Source organism: Paenibacillus helianthi (genome assembly GCF_001909055.1).
Taxonomy (GTDB): Bacteria; Bacillota; Bacilli; order Paenibacillales; family Paenibacillaceae; genus Paenibacillus_AQ; species Paenibacillus_AQ helianthi.
The window spans coordinates 585422-602850 of record NZ_LVWI01000002.1 but is presented as its reverse complement, the minus strand read 5'-3'; the positions used below and the strand labels follow the sequence as shown (position 1 = coordinate 602850).

Sequence of the window (17429 nt, the reverse complement as noted above, 5' to 3'; positions counted from 1 at the left end):
TGCTCGACACTTCCATTTTACCAAAGGGCGATTTCTTTTTGTGATTTTTGAAAGAATTGTAGGAACGTTCCCCCGCTTAAACAGCGGAGAGGACGGACTGATTGCGGAAAAGCGGTAGCGGTCGCCTTGCTCTCCGGATTTTTACCGCTACGGGAAATAAATAAAATCTGGAGAGCACAGCGATTGTAGCAACGGTCCGTTCGCGGAGCGTCCGCACCAAGTGCGCAAGTCCATCCAACTCAAAAACAGCGGGGCTGTCTCAAGTAGCCATTTCATGGCTTTTGAGACAGCCCCTTTTTTATTATGTGAGACCAAGTTAATTAGCGGAGTTCAGTTGCACGGCTGCGGACAGCCAGTTTGCCTTCTCCGCTGCGTAGGGTCAACTTGGCAAGCTGAACAGCAACAGTAGTCGATACAACGGCCAGTATTGTGCCGCCAAGCATGTCGGTCAGCCAATGAATGCCCAGGTAGAATATGCCGAACACAATGATGACCGCTGACACGGTGGTAATTGCCATCCAGCGGCGATTGCCGGAACGGAAGGCGAGCAGTGCTGTTGATACAGAAATCGCTGTGTGCAGGCTTGGAAAACAGTTGTTCAGTCCTGAGAGAGGTCTGTATTCCTGCTCAAACTTCGGGAAAACATCCAGCATGGTAAAGCGGACACCCGCCGGAACGTAGGACCAGACCTCGTTCACCGGAAAGTATAGATAAAACGGAATGGCAATTGCATAATTCAGAATAATCGTATAGCAAGTCGCATAGAGCATCACACGGTTCTTATCCAGCAGATAAACGCCGAGTGAAGCGGCCAGGACGGATTGAAGCATGAAGATATAGAAGAAAACAATAATCGGCGTCAGCCAGGGCATAAAGAACAGATGCTGTAAATCCCTCACAAAATGGCCTTCAAGCCCAAAGACGAAAGAGGTGTAATCAGAAGTGAGATGTAGCTTCCTCTCAATCTGCAATTCGTATTTATTCAGAGCCAGCACACCGAACATACCTGCAACCAGCAGTAGGAATTTATAAGAGTGCAGAAGTTCTCTTCCGATCTCAACAAAAGCCAGCAGAGGATTGCGGAGGGCACTAAGCCACATCAATACAGCAACAATGACAACTGTGTACAGCATTACATAATTCATGGATTGGTAAAGCAAAACAATCGAAGCCTCCTTGATCCCGTATGAAGTCATATAAATTCAGTTTACCATATTTTAAGGAGTGGGATTCGATTTTTTGCAAAATTAAATTATTTAGGATTTATGCAAATTAACCCCAAACATTCCGCCGAATGCTGCGATGCCTGCTGCACCCAGTATCCATAAGCAGTCTTTGCCGGCAGGTGCGCTGTCCAGTGCCAAAAAACCAATCAGTAATATAATTATTCCGTAGAAAGCTCCCGTAATTCCACCATGATACCAGCCCCTGCTCGATGATCTCCGTCCTGCGGTCAATCCACCGAGGGCGGCAGCAATACCGTGGACAATATAGGTGTACATGGTAAGATCCTGTTCTTCCAGTCCGCTTCCCCACAGGAATAGGGATAGGACAACCGCGCCCAGCAGCATCCACAGGAAGGATTGGCATAAACCGGATAATACAGGACTCGATATTCTCCACGAGAACAGTCGCCGGATGAGATACATGGTACAACCTCCTAATTGTTTTTTGAGCAATACACCCCGACTCAGCTGTGAAAAAACTGCTCCGGAAGCATATGCTAAGTTTTTTGAGCAATACAATACGCAAGAGATTTATTACTAACTATTGTATGGGGAGGCTTGCCCCAATAGTACAAGAATGGTCATGAAGCCTTTTTTACCATTAATTAATAAACCGTCATCCGAATGTTCCCTTAGCTGAGGGGTCAGAATAGGGGTACATTAATCTGCCCTCACATCAGGCGGGGGTGAATATGGAAGGGGAGCGAAGAGAATATGTTCCAGCATATTTCTGCCCATATTTTTCTGACTGTGCTGATGTATATCTTCATTTTCCTGTGCATGCGGATTATGGGTAAACGGGAGATCGGCAAGCTCTCGGTATTTGATTTGACAATCTCCATTATGATTGCCGAGATTGCTGTCTTCTCCATTGAAGATATAGAACGGCCGATTTATGATGGTCTGGTACCAATGGCAACACTGGTGCTGATTCAGATTCTGGCCGCGCAGCTAAGCCTAAAGAGCAGAAAGCTCCGGCTGCTGATCGACGGCAAGCCAAGCATTTTGATTTCGGATGGCAAGCTGCACCGTGGTGAGATGCGTAAACAGCGGTATAACATTGACGATCTGATGCTTCAGTTAAGGGGCCAGAATATCGATAGTCCGGCAGATGTGGAATTTGCCATTCTGGAAACGAGCGGTCAGCTCACTGTAATCGAAAAAAATAAGGGCGTATCTTCCAGTAATCAAAGTGGTAATAGCAGTTCTGCGGCTGAAACGGGACAGCGTAACGGGATTTCTGAAGGGAATACTTCAGATAGTGTGAAGCTGCCAAGCCATAAAATCAGGTATGAAGGCTTGCCGATTCCGCTTATTATGGACGGTAAGGTTCAGGACCAGAATTTGGAGATGATCGGCAAGACACGATTCTGGCTGAGAACCCAGATCCGTCAAAAGGGTGCCTCGGATTTTCGGGATGTGTTCCTATGCTCCATCGACCATAAAGGCAAAATATATGTAGACCGTTTGCTTCATTGAATGTTCAGCGCCATTTTTTAAAAAAAGGCACCCGGTCCAGATCATGTACGGAGATTAAGCCGGATAACAGACAAATTCCAAAGTAGAGGGCCATTCCGCTTCCTGCGGCTAACATGAATTGGATCCACTCTGCGGACGCGATTGGCACAGAGGTATAGATATAAGACATCCCTGCAGCCATAATGATCATTGCGGCAAACGTTTTGAGCGGATCAGCCAATCTCAGTGATAATGATATTAGCTTGACTACGCTGATCCCGTGCAGAAGAGTCACCAGAATACTATTGGCAATAATGGCGATAATTGCCCCGTAGATTCCATACTCCGGCTGTGAGGCCAGTCCGAGAATCAGTAAAATTTTGATCACCGCTCCGATCAGGGTATTAATTAATGCCCTGCCCGGGCGTTCCATCGCTTGGAGGGCCGCTTGAAGAGGGGCTTGGACATATAAAAACAAGGCGAAAGGGGCCATCATCCGCAGCATTGGGGCTGTATCGGCATTACCGTACATTAATGTACATAACGGTACAGCAAAAATGTACATTATTGCGGCAAAAGGCGCACCGGTCACCATGGCCAGGCGTAGCGCCTGATGCATTCGTTTGTGAATCGTGGGCAGATCATGCCGGGCCGCAGCCTCAGATAAGGAAGGGACGAGAGACACGGCCAGTGAAGAGCTGAGTACCCCAGGCAGCAGCAGCAAGGGGATAACCATCCCCTGGAGGGAGCCGTACTGGGCGGTGGCAGCAGCAGTGGCGATTCCGGCAAGCGCGAGGCTGCGGGCAGTGATAATGGACTCCAGCAAATAGGAGAATGAACCGACAAGCCGTCCCGCAGTGACAGGAACCGAAATTCTTATCAACCTTTTGAAAATGGAAAGATCCTTAGTGGAAGGGCTTGGATTTGGATGCAGCTTCATTTCCGGCATAGAAACAGCAGGGTTTGCAGCAGGAGATATGCCCGCGTTCTTGTCCTTTTTTACGATAAAATAATATTGCCACAGAAGCGCCAGCATACCGACGATTTCTCCTACAGTCACACCCAGCATGGCTCCAGCTGCCGCATAAGCGATCCCTCTCGGAAGCAGAAGCCAGGAGAACCACAGCATAAATACAATCCGGACCACTGATTCCAGCACTGAGGACAACGCAGAGGGGATCATGTTCTGCCTACCCTGAAAATAACCTCTGTAGATTGCAGATACGGCCACAATGGCGATCATGGGTGTCATGCTTACAAAGGTGTAATAGACACGGCTGTCTGTCAGAATCACATTCGAAACCCATGAGGCCCCGAACAGGGCAAGCATTGTGAAAAAAACACCCAGTCCCAGACTAAGGGCGAGTCCGGTATGCAGAATCCTTCGGGATTCCTCCGGGCGTCCTTCCCCTTCGGCTTCAGCAACCATTTTGGCAATTGCCAGCGGGATCCCCCCTGTGATAATGGTAACCAGCACAATGAAAAACGGATAACCGAGCTGATAGAGACCTACGCCCTCGGCGCCGATCACACGCGGTAAAATAATTCGCGGAATAAAACCGAGCATCCGGTTAATAATGCCTGCGGCCAGCAGTATCAAGGTTCCTTGAATAAAGCTCTGTTTCCTCAAAGGGCACTCCTTCTTCCCAAAGTAGTCTCTCCTACATTGATATGCGGCAGGTGGGGTTTTCCATGACAAGCTTTAGTTGTGACAACTTTTCAGCCGGAAGAAGGAAACAAGGAAATATGGTCGAATACATACTTGTGAACATGCATAAGCGAGCGATCTTTGGAGGTGTCAACACGTGGAATCGGAACAATGGAATTACGAACAGCTTAGTGATGAAATCGAAGCCATGTGCCGCAGTAAAGCGGAGGAATTCCGGCTCCTCGGCTATGAATATGTGAAGGGCAAGGATATTTGGGATTGCGTCAGCCGCAATTATGCCAAGGAAGGCAGACCTGCCCTGCATAAGCTGGTGAATGATATCTATTCACTCAAGGCCAATAGTTATATGAACTATCTGACTATTGCCGCTTATCGCGGTTTGAACGGATAAAAGGAACGATTTGCTTTTGCAAACGGGTACTGGAAACGTTAAAGTAAGAGAAGAGCAATTCAGCATTTCCTATCAAAAACGGATGGCTTGCCGCTTGAGCAGAGCCGGCCGTTTCTTTGTGTGATATTAGTACCGTCATTCCTGCCTGAATTGACGGTGATTTCGCACGTAGCTATAATAGGAATATTGAGTAATGAAAGGGGAACTAGCAAGAGCATGAAGAGAATGTTGAGCTTTATTATTACCGTGCTCGTATTGACAGGGGTCATGGTGTTTACCACTCCCGGGCTGCTGGACAAGGTCCGTCTGGGTCTTGACCTAAAAGGCGGCTTCGAGATTCTGTATCACGCGGAGCCGATGGAGGCGGGTGCAGAATTATCCCGTGCTTCACTCCAAAAGACAGCAGAGAGCCTGGAAAAACGGGCCAATGCCCTCGGAACAAGTGAGCCTGAGGTTACTACTGAAGGAACGGACCGCATCCGTCTGAAGATCGCGGGCGTTACCGACGAGGCCGAAGTCCGCAAGAAAATGAAAGAGCCTGCTGTTCTTACTTTCCGTAGTGCCGCTCCAGGCGATGCTGTGGGAACCTACAGCAAGATTGAGCTTGTGGGCAGTGATTTTGTAGAGGGTGCGGCAGATGTTCAACGCGACAAACTGAACCGGCCGGAAATCAGCATTAAGGTCAAAGATAAATCCAAATTTGCTGAGATTACCAAACGTCTGATCGGTCAGAAGCTTGTGATTTATCTTGATGACAGAAAGCTGTCGGATCCTGATGTCAATATGGAAATTCCCGATGGAAATGCTTCGATCTCAGGCAATTATACGCTGGATAAAGCCCGTGAACTGGCTGATACGATTAACCTCGGTGCCTTGCCGCTTAAGCTGACAGAGAAATACTCCCAAAGCGTAGGCGCAACACTTGGTAAACAGTCTCTTGACCAGACGGTGAAAGCCGGACTTGTGGGTTCCGTAATTATTCTGATCTTCATGATCGGTATGTACCGCTTGCCGGGCGCTCTGGCCAGCTTCGCGCTGATCCTTCATACCTGGCTGCTAATTGCGGTGTTCGTCATTGCCGACTTTACCTTGACTCTCCCCGGTATCGCCGCATTCATTCTCGGTATAGGGATGGCGGTTGATGCCAATATCATTACCAATGAACGGATAAGGGAAGAAATGCGCAGCGGCAAGAGCATATTATCTTCTGTCAAAGCAGGGAACAAAACCTCTTTCCGTACGGTAATGGATGCGAATGTAACCACTATTATTGTAGCGGCTGTAATGTTCGCTTTTGGTACTGGTGCGGTCAAAGGTTTTGCACTGATCCTGATTGTGGAAATTGTGCTTAGTATCGTAACGAACCTTTATTTTGCCCATTGGCTGCTTACCGTGCTGGTCAAAGCCGGTGCGCTGAAAAAGCCGAAGCAATTTGGGGTAAAGGAGAGTGACATCCGTGCGCTTTAAGAAAGAGCTTGATTTTGTACATTTGAGCAGATTTTTCTATATTTTTTCCATTGCTATTACAGTTGCAGGTCTAATCTTTCTGGCAACAATGGGCTTGAACTACAGTGTTGATTTCAAAGCCGGGTCCAATGTTGATGTGGCAATGTCGAAGAACATCACACTGGAACAGCTTAAGCCCGCTCTAAATGGTCTTGGAATCTCGAACGAACCGCAGATCACATTGGGCGAGAAACGCGTAAATATCCGCTACGATAAGGAACTTGACAATACCCAGGATGAGGCATTAAAGGCCGCGATTTCGAAGCTGGATGATAAAGCCTCCTTCGAGGTCAATACGGTGGATACCGAAATGGCCAAAGAGCTGGCGCGCAATGCCATTTATTCTGTGCTCCTTTCCTGTCTGGGGATTATCATTTATGTAAGTATCCGTTTTGAATGGCGTTTTGCCTTGGCTGCGATTGTGGCGCTTATCCATGATGCGTTTATCGTCGTTTCCGTATTCTCTATTTTCCGTTTGGAGGTCGATTTGACTTTCATTGTCGCGGTCCTGACCATTATTGGTTATTCGATCAACGATACGATTGTTATCTTTGACCGGATCCGAGAGAATCTGCGGTTCGGCAAGCAGAAAACATATGAGGATCTTAAGTTGCTGGTCAACAAAAGTGTGTCCCAGACCCTTATGCGGTCCCTGTATACAGCATTTACGGTGTTTATTGCCGCGTTTTTCCTGCTTATTCTCGGTGGAGAATCAATCAAAATGTTCTCCCTTGCGATGGTTATCGGTTTGCTCTCTGGAGCATATTCATCCATCTTTATCGCAAGTCCGCTCTGGCTGCTGCTGAAGAAGCGCCAGAAGTCGGCTGGAAAGAGCAATCCGGCAAAGGCCTAAAGTCAGGTACACTTGAAAAGCCGCGTCAAAGACGACGCGGCTTTTCGAAATCTTTGGAGTGGAATGTCAGGCCAAGCAGTCATCATGAGATTACTTGCTAGTGGTAAGGAGGAACTCGTAATGTATGACAAACAATCACCACCAAGTGATAAAGTTGTCTGGACCGGAGTTGCCGGTGATCTTGCATTGGCGGTAGCCAAAGGGACCATTGGTTATGTCTCGGGCAGCAAAGCATTAATTGGTGATGCATTATATTCGGGGTCGGATGCAGCCGCCAAGCTGGCAGAGATTCTACCGCTTCCATGGCGGACAGTGCGGGATCAGAAGAATAGAGCAGCTCAGCGCAATCAGGAGAGCAATAAAGGGCCGATTATAGCCATTCTTTTTTCAGTACTTATTCTAATGGGCGGGCTTCAAATCGCCTTCTCAGCGATTCGTGATCTGACCAGAGGACATTTGTCAGCACCAGAACAAACCGCGCTTGTCGCCGTGCTCATCTCCATTGTTATGAAAGAGGCCATTTTTCAGTACCAGTACCGTTATTTCAAAAAAAAGGGCGATGGCAGCCATGCTGCATATGCAGATAACCACCGCTTCAGTCTATATACTTCAATTACTGTAGTTATCGGGATTTCCTTAGCGATGGCTGGCGGATCTTTAAACTGGCATCCATTATTATATATGGACCCGATTGCAGCACTGTTAACCGGATGTTTAATTATCCGCAAAGGTTTTTCGCTGATCACTGCTTCTGTATATGGTAAGAAACTTCAGGAGCTTCCTTCCGAAGAAGCAGCCAACTTCATTGAAACGGTACAGCGGGTGCATGGCGTGATCCGGGTAGAATATTTGCAGGCATTGGAACAAGGAAGTTATGTAAATCTCCAGGTCAAAATTAGCGTGAATCCGCGTATTACGGTTATGGAAGCCCAGGATATTTCGGAATGTGCCAGAAAGCTTCTGCAGCACCGTTTTGTGCATGTAGGCGAGGTTCATATGGATGTTGTACCGTATGATCCGGGTTATCCTTACAAAAGCAATCATGAGCTTGTGGACAATGAAATCCCAACGTTGCTTCAATAGCTGCTACGGGAGAGAAAGGTGAAATCTATTGCTTCATTCAAAAACAAGATGGCAATCGCCGGCAGCCGATCCTGATGAAGTTCGGGATTTGGCCCGGACTCTTTCGGTTTCTCCACTCCTGTCGTCGCTGCTTGTGAAGAGAGGAATGAACACGCCGGACAAGGCGCTTATGTTCATGGAAGGCGGAGACCAGGAAGGGCATGATCCCTTTCTGCTTAAGGGGATGACCGAAGCGGTACCCCGGATTAGAAAGGCTCTACAAGAAGAAGAGCATATCCTTGTATATGGTGACTATGATGCGGACGGAGTGTCCAGTACTGCGCTGATGATTTATCTGCTGCGCTACCTGGGCGCTTCTTTTGATATTTATATTCCGCACCGCGCAAATGAAGGCTACGGATTGCATAATCATGCGTTGGATTGGGCGAAGCAGCAAGGAGTATCGCTTATCATCACGGTAGATACTGGTATTAGTGCCTATCATCAAATTGCATACGCTAGCAGGCTTGGGATGGATGTGATCGTTACGGATCACCATGAACCGCCGGAGCTTTTGCCTGAAGCTTATGCGCTGATCAATCCCAAGCTGCCAGACTGCCCTTATCCGTTCAAAGGGTTGGCTGGTGTAGGGGTGGCCTACAAGCTGGCTCAGGCACTGCTTGGGGACGAGGTGCCTGAGGAGTGGAGCGAGATCGCTGCGATTGGAACAGTCGCTGACTTGATGCCTCTTGTGGACGAAAACCGCAGTATTGTTCGTAGAGGCCTCTCCAGCATGCGGAACTCACCATTCCCTGGAATACGTGCCCTGCTTGGGGTTAGCGGGATAACGATGGATACAGTCAGTGCAGTGAATATTGCTTTTGGCATGGCTCCGCGAATCAATGCTAGTGGACGGCTGGACCACGCTGGACGCGCTGTTACTCTGCTGACTACAGAGCAAACGGATGAGGCAGAGAAGCTTGCCGGAGAGCTGGATCTGCTGAACAAAGAACGCCAGCTGGTTGTAGAGAGAATTGTGACCGAAGCCACTGCTATGCTGGAACTACAGGTCCAGAAGGACAAGCTGCCTGATATTATAGTGCTTGCCCATCAGGGGTGGAATGTAGGGGTAGTAGGCATAGTGGCCTCCAAGCTGCTGGAACGTTATTATCGCCCTGTGATTATTCTGGATATACATCCGGAGACAGGTATGTGCAAGGGATCAGCCCGATCTATTCCCGGCCTGGATATCTATGAAGCCTTAACCTCCTGCGCGGACTTAATGGATCATTTCGGAGGACATCCGGCTGCGGCCGGGATGAGCCTGCATCAGGACAAAATTGAGGGTTTTGCAGCGGCTCTAAATGATTATGCTGCGAAGGTACTGAAGCCGGAGCACTTTCTGCCGGTGACTTCAGCAGATGAAGAGACGGCCATTGCTGATTTGTCCCTGCAGGCTGCACTTGAACTGGACCGGCTGGCTCCATTTGGAATGGCCAACCCGGTGCCGAAATTCATTGTTCGTGGTGCTGCGGTGAAGGAGACCCGAAAGATGGGGCAGGAAGGCAAGCATCTCAAGCTTGTCCTCCAGCAGGGCAGCCATACCATTGAAGTGGTTGCCTTTGGCAAAGGAGGGCTTGCTGAACTGCTTCCGGATGGAACGCTGATCGACATTCTGGCTGAGCTGTCGGTCAATGAGTGGAATGGCTCACGGAAACCGCAGCTCATGCTGCAGGATCTGTCGGTGCCCAGTCCGCAGCTCTTTGACCTTCGCGGTGCAGCCGATGCGGTGAAGCAAGCCTCACAGCTTACAGAACTCCTGCAGCCTTATTGTGGTGGTGAGCCGCTCAGAACAGCTGCTGTATTCCAGAACAGCCGCTTGTCGCCAATGAGCGCGCTCCAAGGCATGTCACTATGGGTATATGATGAGGACGCTGGTATAACACCAGTTCGGCATGAACCGGCAGTTTCAGAAGACACACAGGTATCTCTACTCTGCCTGCTAGATATGCCGGAAACACCGGAGCAGCTGGATGCACTGTTCGCCGCTTTCCCCCATGTGGATAATATTGCCTTACTGCATTCGATCAGGGATGGCCGGGACCGGCTGCAGATGCCGACAAGAGACCACTTCAAAGTGCTATATAAATCATTGGCTGCGCTGGCAGCAGCTCCAATACCCGAGCATGAACTGCTGCTGCGGCTCACCCGACAGTCTTCCATGGGGATGCGAATGCTGGCCAAAATGCTCGATGTATTCGAGGAGCTTGATTTTATCGAGCGTACTCAGGGGAATGTTACCTTTGTTACGCAGCCCGCCGCTAAGAGTCTTACTGCTTCACAGCAATTTGTGAGACTGGGGCAGACTGCGGAAATGGAACGCTATTTCATGGAAAGCAGCCGCAGCGAGCTGCAGGAGTGGATGCTGTCCCGCCGCCCGGATGTATCCCGGGTGGGATAAGTCAAATGCTTTCCGAACCGGGTTAATTCGAAGTCAATTCAGTGAGGTAACGCTCACAAACTTTTGAGGAGATGATAGTGTGGATTTTAAAGACAGTATTCGTGTGATACCGGATTTCCCGCAGCCGGGCATCAGCTTCAAAGATATTACTACTTTGCTTAAGGATGGCGAAGCTTACCGCCGGGCGATTGATGAGCTGAAGGCTCTGGTATCACATCTGCAGATCGACGTGATTGCCGGTCCAGAGGCCCGTGGATTTGTGGTTGGCGCCCCCCTTGCTTACGCGCTGGGTGTCGGTTTTGTACCGATCCGCAAAAGTGGCAAGCTGCCGTATGAAACGATTGAGGTAGGGTATGATCTGGAATACGGTAAAGACACGCTGGCGGTTCACACGGATGCGGTCAAGCCTGGACAAAACGTACTTATTGCTGATGATTTGCTGGCAACGGGAGGCACCATTGCCACTTCGGTCAGCCTGATCGAGCAACTGGGCGGCAATGTGGTCGGAGCGGCCTTCCTGATCGAATTGACCCAGCTTGCCGGACGGAATAAGCTCTCCGGTATCGGGGTTCATTCGCTCCTCACCTACGAAGACTAATTAAAACCAGTGTTCTTTTCCCGGGAAATAAAAAGCGGACTGCTGTCGATTATAGACAGCAGTCCGCTTTTTTATACAGCATATATATCGTATTAATTATTGTTAATGTGTAGTTTTGTCACTGCCCTGCTCATTGGATAAGCCCAGTACTTCAATTAATTTGAATAGCAGGGACAGAACCATGCCGACAATGGTTGCTAGCGCCATGCCTTTAAGCACTACACCGCCAATAGTAAGTGAAATACCACTAATGCCGACCACAAGAACCAAAGTAGCCAGAATCATGTTGGTTGCTTTAGAGAAATCAACTTTTTGCTCGACAAAGATGCGCAGACCGGAAGCCGCGATGACACCGAACAGCAGCAGTGAGACGCCACCCATAACAGGCTGCGGGATATTGGCAATAATAGAGGAGAATGTTCCGGAGAACGAGAGCAGAATTGCAATTACTGCTGCGCCGCCGATCACATAGACCGAATATACTTTGGTCAGCGCCATAACGCCGATATTTTCACCATAAGTCGTATTTGGGGTAGAACCGAAGAAGCCGGAAAAAATAGTGGAAATCCCGTTGCCCATCAGTGAACGGTCCAGCCCGGGATCTTTGGTCAGGTCTTTGCCGACAATGTTGCTGGTAACGAGTAAGTGGCCAATGTGCTCTACAATGACTACAAGGGAGACTGGAATAATAGTCAGGATAACCTGCCAGTCAAAGGAAGGGGTAATAATGGTGGGGTGGGAAAAGAAATGCGCTTTTGTGATCGCGTCTGTATTCACCACTTGCATAATATAGGCCAGAACATAACCGGTTACGATACCGATGAGGATATGAATGATTTTGGGGAAGCCGCGGAATAGCACTGCGCCAATGACAGTTACGCCCAGAGTTACCATGGAAAGGGTGATAGCTGTGGTATCAGGGGTCCAGTCGGTCACACTCACGCCTTCAGGGGCAATCAGTCCAGCCATGCGCGCCGCTACGGGTACCAGTTCCAGTCCGATGGTTGCTACGATAGCGCCCATAACCGCCGGAGGAAATACCACATCAATCCAGCCGGTTCCGGCATAACGGACGATCAATGCGACTAGAATGAAAATAACCCCTGTAACGATAAAAGCGCCCAGAGCAAGCGAATATCCATGCTGGTGATCCGCCTGGTGTTTATCCAATACGCTAAGCACCGGTGAGATGAAGGCAAAGCTTGATCCGAGGTATGCTGGGATTTTGCCGCGGCAGATCAGGATGTACAGCAGTGTGCCAATACCGTTCATCAGCAGGATCATGCCGGGGTCTACCCCGAACAGATTAGGGACAAGCACCGTGCTGCCGAACATGGCGAACAAATGCTGAAGGCTCAGCAGAAAGCCCGGGCCCCAAGGGAGCTTTTGGTTAACTTGAATTTCGCGTTGCAATGGTATTCACTTCTCTTTCATGTCTAATTTATGTGAGGTTCCAAAAAACCGCCTTTACTAGATTAAATAGAACGGCGTCTTTTTACAACAACATTTTTGCAAGTGCCACGAAATTGTCTATTCTTGATACCATTCATTACCCGGATGCCACGCTATGGCAAGTGTTGACGTAATCCATCACAAGCGTCATAATTATAGACAACTTTACACTGCGGGTAGCGCAGATTTGAAACATATGGAACCTGCAAATTCAGCGAGCGCTTGCGGGTTCATTTTATTATAGAAAGGAAACGGATACGACGAGAATGGGCATAGAGCAATTAACCGAAAAGGCCGGCGCCTATATAAAAGAAAAAGATCTTCTCCGCATCCGGGAAGCTTATGATTTTGCCGATCAGGCTCATCACGGGCAGGTTCGGAAATCGGGGGAGCCATACATTCTGCATCCGCTCGCGGTCGCAGATATTGTCGTCAATATGCAAATGGATGTTATTTCCATTATTGCAGCGCTGTTGCATGATGTTGTAGAGGATACGACCGTTTCCCTGGAGCAGATCCGTGAGAAATTTGGCGATACCTGCGCGATGCTGGTAGACGGACTGACCAAGCTGGAACGGATTCGTTTCCGCTCCAAGGAAGAGCAGCAGAATGAGAACTACCGCAAGATGTTCATCGCCATGGCTCAGGATATCCGGGTCATTGTGATCAAGCTGGCAGACCGTCTGCACAATATGCGTACACTTAAGTACCAGTCGGAAGAAAGCCAGCGCCGTATTTCTTATGAAACGCTGGAGATTTTTTGTCCCATTGCGGACCGGCTGGGGATTTCTGCGATCAAATGGGAGATGGAGGATATTGCCCTCCGGTATCTGAACCCGCAGCAGTATTACCGTATTGCCAACCTGGTCCACAAGAAACGTGCGGAACGGGAGCAGTTCATCGACAGCGTTATCGGCCGTATCCGTTCCAAACTGGACGAAATGGGCATCGAAGGCGATCTTTCGGGCCGTCCGAAGCATATTTACAGCGTGTATAACAAGATGAGTACGAAGAACAAGCAGTTCAATGAAATTTATGATTTGCTTGCCATCCGCATTATCGTCGACAATATTAAGGATTGTTATGCCACACTCGGCATTATTCATACTCTTTGGAAGCCGATGCCTGGCCGTTTCAAGGATTATATTGCCATGCCCAAAGCAAACATGTACCAGTCGCTGCACACCACCGTGGTGGGTCCGGGCGGAGAACCGACTGAAGTGCAAATCCGCACATGGGAGATGCACCGTACGGCTGAGTTCGGGATTGCCGCCCACTGGGCTTACAAAGAAGGCAGCGGTAATAATGTCAATCCGGAGAACCGTATGCCATTTTTCCGTGAGATTCTGGAGCTCCAGCATGAGGCGAAGGATGCTGAGGAGTTTGTAGAATCACTCAAGATGGACTTTTTCTCCGATCTCGTATTTGTGTTTACCCCTAAGGGTGAGGTTGTAGAGCTCCCGGCAGGTTCTGTACCGCTTGACTTTGCCTTCCGGATTCATACAGAGGTGGGGAACCGGACGATCGGCTCCAAGGTGAACGGGCGTATTGTGCCGCTGGACCATAAGCTGAAGACCGGGGATATCGTGGAGATTCTAACCTCGAAGAACTCTTACGGCCCGAGCCGTGACTGGCTGAAGATTGCCCAATCCTCTCATGCCCGCAGCAAGATCAAGCAATGGTTCAAGAAGGAGAAACGCGAGGAGAACGTTGAAAAGGGCCGGGAAGCGATTGAGCGTGAGCTGAAACGTCTGAACGTGGAAGTTTCGGATTGGCTCACGGAAGACAAATTGTCGGAAGTGGCCAAGAAATTCGCGTTCAATGATGTAGAAGATATGCTCTCGGCAGTGGGATTTGGCGGAATTACCGCCGCCCAAATTGCTTCCAAGCTTACAGAGAAGCTGCGTAAGGAACAGGAAGAAGCAGCCGGCCATCTGGAGCTAACTTCCCAAATGAAAGAAATCAAATCAAGTGGGGAGAAGCGCAATCAGCCGACCAACGGAGTACGTGTAAAAGGCATTGATAATCTGCTTGTGCGTTTTGCGCGATGCTGCAATCCGGTACCAGGCGACGATATTATCGGCTATGTGACCCGCGGCCGTGGCGTTTCCGTCCATCGTGAAGACTGCCCGAATATTCCCGCCGAAGGGGATGGCGAAGAATCGGCACGGGTGATCGAAGTGGATTGGGAAGGCAGCATGGAGGCCAACTATAGCGTGGATATTGAGATTACCGGCCATGACCGGAATGGACTTCTCAATGAAGTGCTCCAGGCCGTGTCGGAGAGCAAGACGAATATCTCGGCTGTCACCGGACGAAGCGACAAGAACAAAATGGCGATGATTCATATGACGATTCTGATCCGCAACACCGATCATCTGCAGTCTGTGGTCGATAAGGTCAAGCGGGTCAAGGATGTATACACAGTAAACCGGATTATGCAGTAGACATCCATGCCGCTCTTTCGCGGTACTTCAGACGATGAGGTTTCATAGATGGCCCTCCATTTGGCTTCGCCAAATTCGAGGCTTTCATAACAATGTCCTCCGTTCGGACATCGTTATTTCAGGATAGGGGCAAGGAGCTGAAAGGCTAATGAGAGTTGTAGTGCAGCGCTGCAAGGAAGCCAGGGTGAGCGTAGACAGTGCTGTGACCGGAGCCATTGGTGAAGGCCTGATGCTGCTGGTCGGCGTTACCCATGAGGATACAGAGAAGGACGCCAAGTATTTAGCTGATAAAATAGCCGGACTTCGCATTTTTGAGGATGAGGCCGGTAAAATGAACTTCAGTGTCACCGATACAGGGGGGGCTATATTATCCGTGTCCCAGTTCACGCTATATGGGGACTGCCGCAAAGGCCGCCGTCCGAACTTTATGGCCGCAGCTGCGCCTGCCGAGGCAGAGCGGCTATATGATTACTTTAATCAAGAGCTGAGAGCCGGAGGGCTGCAGGTGGAGACCGGTGTCTTCGGTGCTATGATGGATGTGTCGCTGACCAACTGGGGGCCGGTAACGCTTCTGCTCGACAGCCGTGGCTAATCCATTAGTATCGTAATGAACCACAGAACAATAGGTAATGAATGATCCAAAGTGTCATACGAAGTTCCGTGAGGAATTGGCGTGAGGCACTTTTTTTGTTTTTGTAAAGGAATCTGGTTTCATGGGGCTCCCCCTTCTTTCGTACGGATAGACCCTACTTGGGCTGGATAAACTAGAAGGGATCGAGTATATGCAGATAGTGGGGAATCAGGTCATGAGACAATCAGAAAAGTCGCGGAGCTGGAGCAGCATTCCTGCATGCAGTGCAGGCTGCTGTGCTGAAGCTATGGCGGCAGCCAAGGGTTCCGATGATTATAGAGAACCTCAAGTGTTAAAAGGAAACAGCCGCAGTCTTTTGCCGCGCACCTGAGGATTAGGGAGTGCGGTTTTTCCTGTGTGTGTCTTCAGTTCACAGCTTCGTTCTTGAAGGTAAATATCCCGGAGTTGTACCCGGGTCGTTAGAAAGCCTGTCAATGCGGGTAATAGAAAGACGAAGACGAAGACGAAACTTATTGCATCCATCTGTAATGGTCCGCAAATCCTGATCAGTGCCAGAAATTCAGTGATCTTACCATTCATAAGGAGGGAACGACCATGAGTACAAGAATTCAGGCGTATTTCAGAACCGAAAGTGAAGCGGAAGGTGCGAAGACAGCTTTGATCCCTTACGGTGTGGAAGGCATAGAAGTATCTCCATTAACAGATCCTCTGGACAAAGGAGACCACCGCAGCCGTAATATTCTGCTGCCGCTGGTGCCTTACAACAATTCATCCATGGCCGGGGGGGCTTTTGGGGTTGCAGGCGCGACAGGTTCGCTTTCTGGAGCGGCCATCGTACCGGGCATCCGGGTGGACGATGATCTGGACGACAACACAGATGCACGTAGTGCCGGTGATGTACGCAGCGGATCGGATGCAGATGACCGTAATTTGGACGATCTGCATTATGTGATGGCCCTCAAGGTACCTGAAGAAAAGCATAATGAGGTTGTTGAGGTTTTGCGAGGCAAACATGCCTTTGTGGAGATTTTTGAAGATTAATGTAGGTTCAGGCTAACGGTCTCCGGACAAAAGCTTGATTAGGGAAAGAAGGTTGCTGAACATCTGAAAGGCTCCGTAACCCTTCGAGAAGGGCTTGCGGAGTTTTTTATTGGTTAATACCCAAAATATGTACTATATCTCTAGACAGAGAATAATGTTGTAGTGTAAAGTGATTTGTGGGCAAGAATTGGGGAATGTCCCGGGCAATAGAACGCTTTCTTTTCTGTAATGTAACCGTAATATTCCATTCATGATTCCTTAATATAGCGTGTTTATAATAGAGGCATGACCCCCTTTTTTATAATATATGATGATGGACCTGCAGCAATCGGCTGCAGGTCATTTTTTTTACCCGCGTGTCCAGAGGCATATAGAGAGGATGTATTTTGTTCCATGCCTTGACTTTAGCGCAGTGGTTCAGTAGAATCTAACAATATACGATATGTTATAGTGTTTTGATGACGGGACCAAGTAATCCGTAACCCACAACCCCAGAGAAGAATCCCCGCTGAATCAGCTGTAGTCCATTAGAAGGATTAACACACTGTTTACGCGCTGGCTGTAAGGATTCTGTTGATGAACGGATGAATGACTTCCCCGAGAACGCACGGCGAAAGCAGGTAATCACAGGATTGCCGCAGGTCAGTAGCCGGAGCGCGTAGGCGGGCGTTAA

At 49.1% G+C, this 17429-nt stretch carries 15 protein-coding genes; 11 read left to right on the top strand and 4 right to left on the bottom strand.

What is annotated here, in order from left to right; genetic code table 11:
* Positions 1 to 320: 320 nt before the first annotated feature.
* Both A3844_RS05365 and A3844_RS05360 read right to left on the bottom strand, forming a co-directional pair.
* Complete coding sequence (locus tag A3844_RS05365; RefSeq protein WP_244169682.1) at positions 321 to 1160, bottom strand: phosphatase PAP2 family protein; 840 nt, start codon at positions 1158 to 1160, stop codon at positions 321 to 323.
* Positions 1161 to 1256: 96 nt separating this feature from the next.
* Positions 1257 to 1649, bottom strand: coding sequence for a TIGR04086 family membrane protein (locus A3844_RS05360; RefSeq protein ID WP_074086256.1), 393 nt, complete (start codon positions 1647 to 1649; stop codon positions 1257 to 1259).
* A gap of 291 nt (positions 1650 to 1940) precedes the next feature.
* Here A3844_RS05360 and A3844_RS05355 point away from each other — a divergent pair, with 291 nt between their 5' ends.
* The gene (locus A3844_RS05355; RefSeq protein WP_074086257.1) at positions 1941 to 2705 is read left to right on the top strand and encodes a YetF domain-containing protein; all 765 of its coding nucleotides are present in this window, start codon (positions 1941 to 1943) and stop codon (positions 2703 to 2705) included.
* Between the two features lie 4 nt (positions 2706 to 2709).
* Here A3844_RS05355 and spoVB read toward each other — a convergent pair whose 3' ends face one another.
* Positions 2710 to 4314, bottom strand: coding sequence for a stage V sporulation protein B (gene spoVB, locus A3844_RS05350; protein WP_074086258.1), 1605 nt, complete (start codon positions 4312 to 4314; stop codon positions 2710 to 2712).
* A gap of 175 nt (positions 4315 to 4489) precedes the next feature.
* Here spoVB and A3844_RS05345 point away from each other — a divergent pair, with 175 nt between their 5' ends.
* The 6 genes from A3844_RS05345 to A3844_RS05320 all read left to right on the top strand — a co-directional run bounded on the left by A3844_RS05345 (position 4490) and on the right by A3844_RS05320 (position 11224).
* Positions 4490 to 4744, top strand: a complete 255-nt coding sequence (locus tag A3844_RS05345; protein ID WP_074086259.1) for a post-transcriptional regulator — start codon at positions 4490 to 4492, stop codon at positions 4742 to 4744.
* Between the two features lie 216 nt (positions 4745 to 4960).
* Positions 4961 to 6211 carry a protein translocase subunit SecD gene (secD, locus tag A3844_RS05340; protein ID WP_074086260.1) on the top strand — a complete coding sequence of 417 codons (1251 nt, stop codon included), beginning with the start codon at positions 4961 to 4963 and terminating at the stop codon, positions 6209 to 6211.
* Complete coding sequence (secF, locus tag A3844_RS05335) at positions 6201 to 7103, top strand: protein translocase subunit SecF (RefSeq protein ID WP_074086261.1); 903 nt, start codon at positions 6201 to 6203, stop codon at positions 7101 to 7103. Before secD ends, secF begins: the two co-directional genes overlap by 11 nt.
* A gap of 120 nt (positions 7104 to 7223) precedes the next feature.
* Positions 7224 to 8186, top strand: a complete 963-nt coding sequence (locus A3844_RS05330; RefSeq protein WP_074103423.1) for a cation diffusion facilitator family transporter — start codon at positions 7224 to 7226, stop codon at positions 8184 to 8186.
* A 28-nt stretch (positions 8187 to 8214) separates the two neighbouring features.
* Positions 8215 to 10626, top strand: coding sequence for a single-stranded-DNA-specific exonuclease RecJ (recJ, locus tag A3844_RS05325; protein ID WP_074106794.1), 2412 nt, complete (start codon positions 8215 to 8217; stop codon positions 10624 to 10626).
* 79 nt (positions 10627 to 10705) lie between these two features.
* Positions 10706 to 11224, top strand: a complete 519-nt coding sequence (locus A3844_RS05320) for an adenine phosphoribosyltransferase (protein WP_074086264.1) — start codon at positions 10706 to 10708, stop codon at positions 11222 to 11224.
* Between the two features lie 102 nt (positions 11225 to 11326).
* Here the strand turns inward: A3844_RS05320 and uraA are convergent, their stop codons facing one another.
* Positions 11327 to 12637, bottom strand: a complete 1311-nt coding sequence (gene uraA / locus A3844_RS05315) for a uracil permease (protein WP_074106793.1) — start codon at positions 12635 to 12637, stop codon at positions 11327 to 11329.
* A gap of 305 nt (positions 12638 to 12942) precedes the next feature.
* Between uraA and A3844_RS05310 the strand changes: the two genes are divergently transcribed.
* The 4 genes from A3844_RS05310 (at position 12943) to A3844_RS05295 (ending at position 16756) form a co-directional block, all read left to right on the top strand.
* Complete coding sequence (locus tag A3844_RS05310; protein WP_074106792.1) at positions 12943 to 15123, top strand: RelA/SpoT family protein; 2181 nt, start codon at positions 12943 to 12945, stop codon at positions 15121 to 15123.
* A gap of 148 nt (positions 15124 to 15271) precedes the next feature.
* Positions 15272 to 15715 carry a D-aminoacyl-tRNA deacylase gene (gene dtd / locus A3844_RS05305; RefSeq protein WP_074086267.1) on the top strand — a complete coding sequence of 148 codons (444 nt, stop codon included), beginning with the start codon at positions 15272 to 15274 and terminating at the stop codon, positions 15713 to 15715.
* A 214-nt stretch (positions 15716 to 15929) separates the two neighbouring features.
* A complete protein-coding gene (locus A3844_RS32685) occupies positions 15930 to 16085 on the top strand; it encodes a hypothetical protein (RefSeq protein WP_167374628.1) in 156 nt (51 codons plus the stop codon).
* 224 nt (positions 16086 to 16309) lie between these two features.
* Positions 16310 to 16756, top strand: coding sequence for a hypothetical protein (locus A3844_RS05295; protein WP_074086269.1), 447 nt, complete (start codon positions 16310 to 16312; stop codon positions 16754 to 16756).
* The last annotated feature ends 673 nt before the right edge of the window (positions 16757 to 17429 follow it).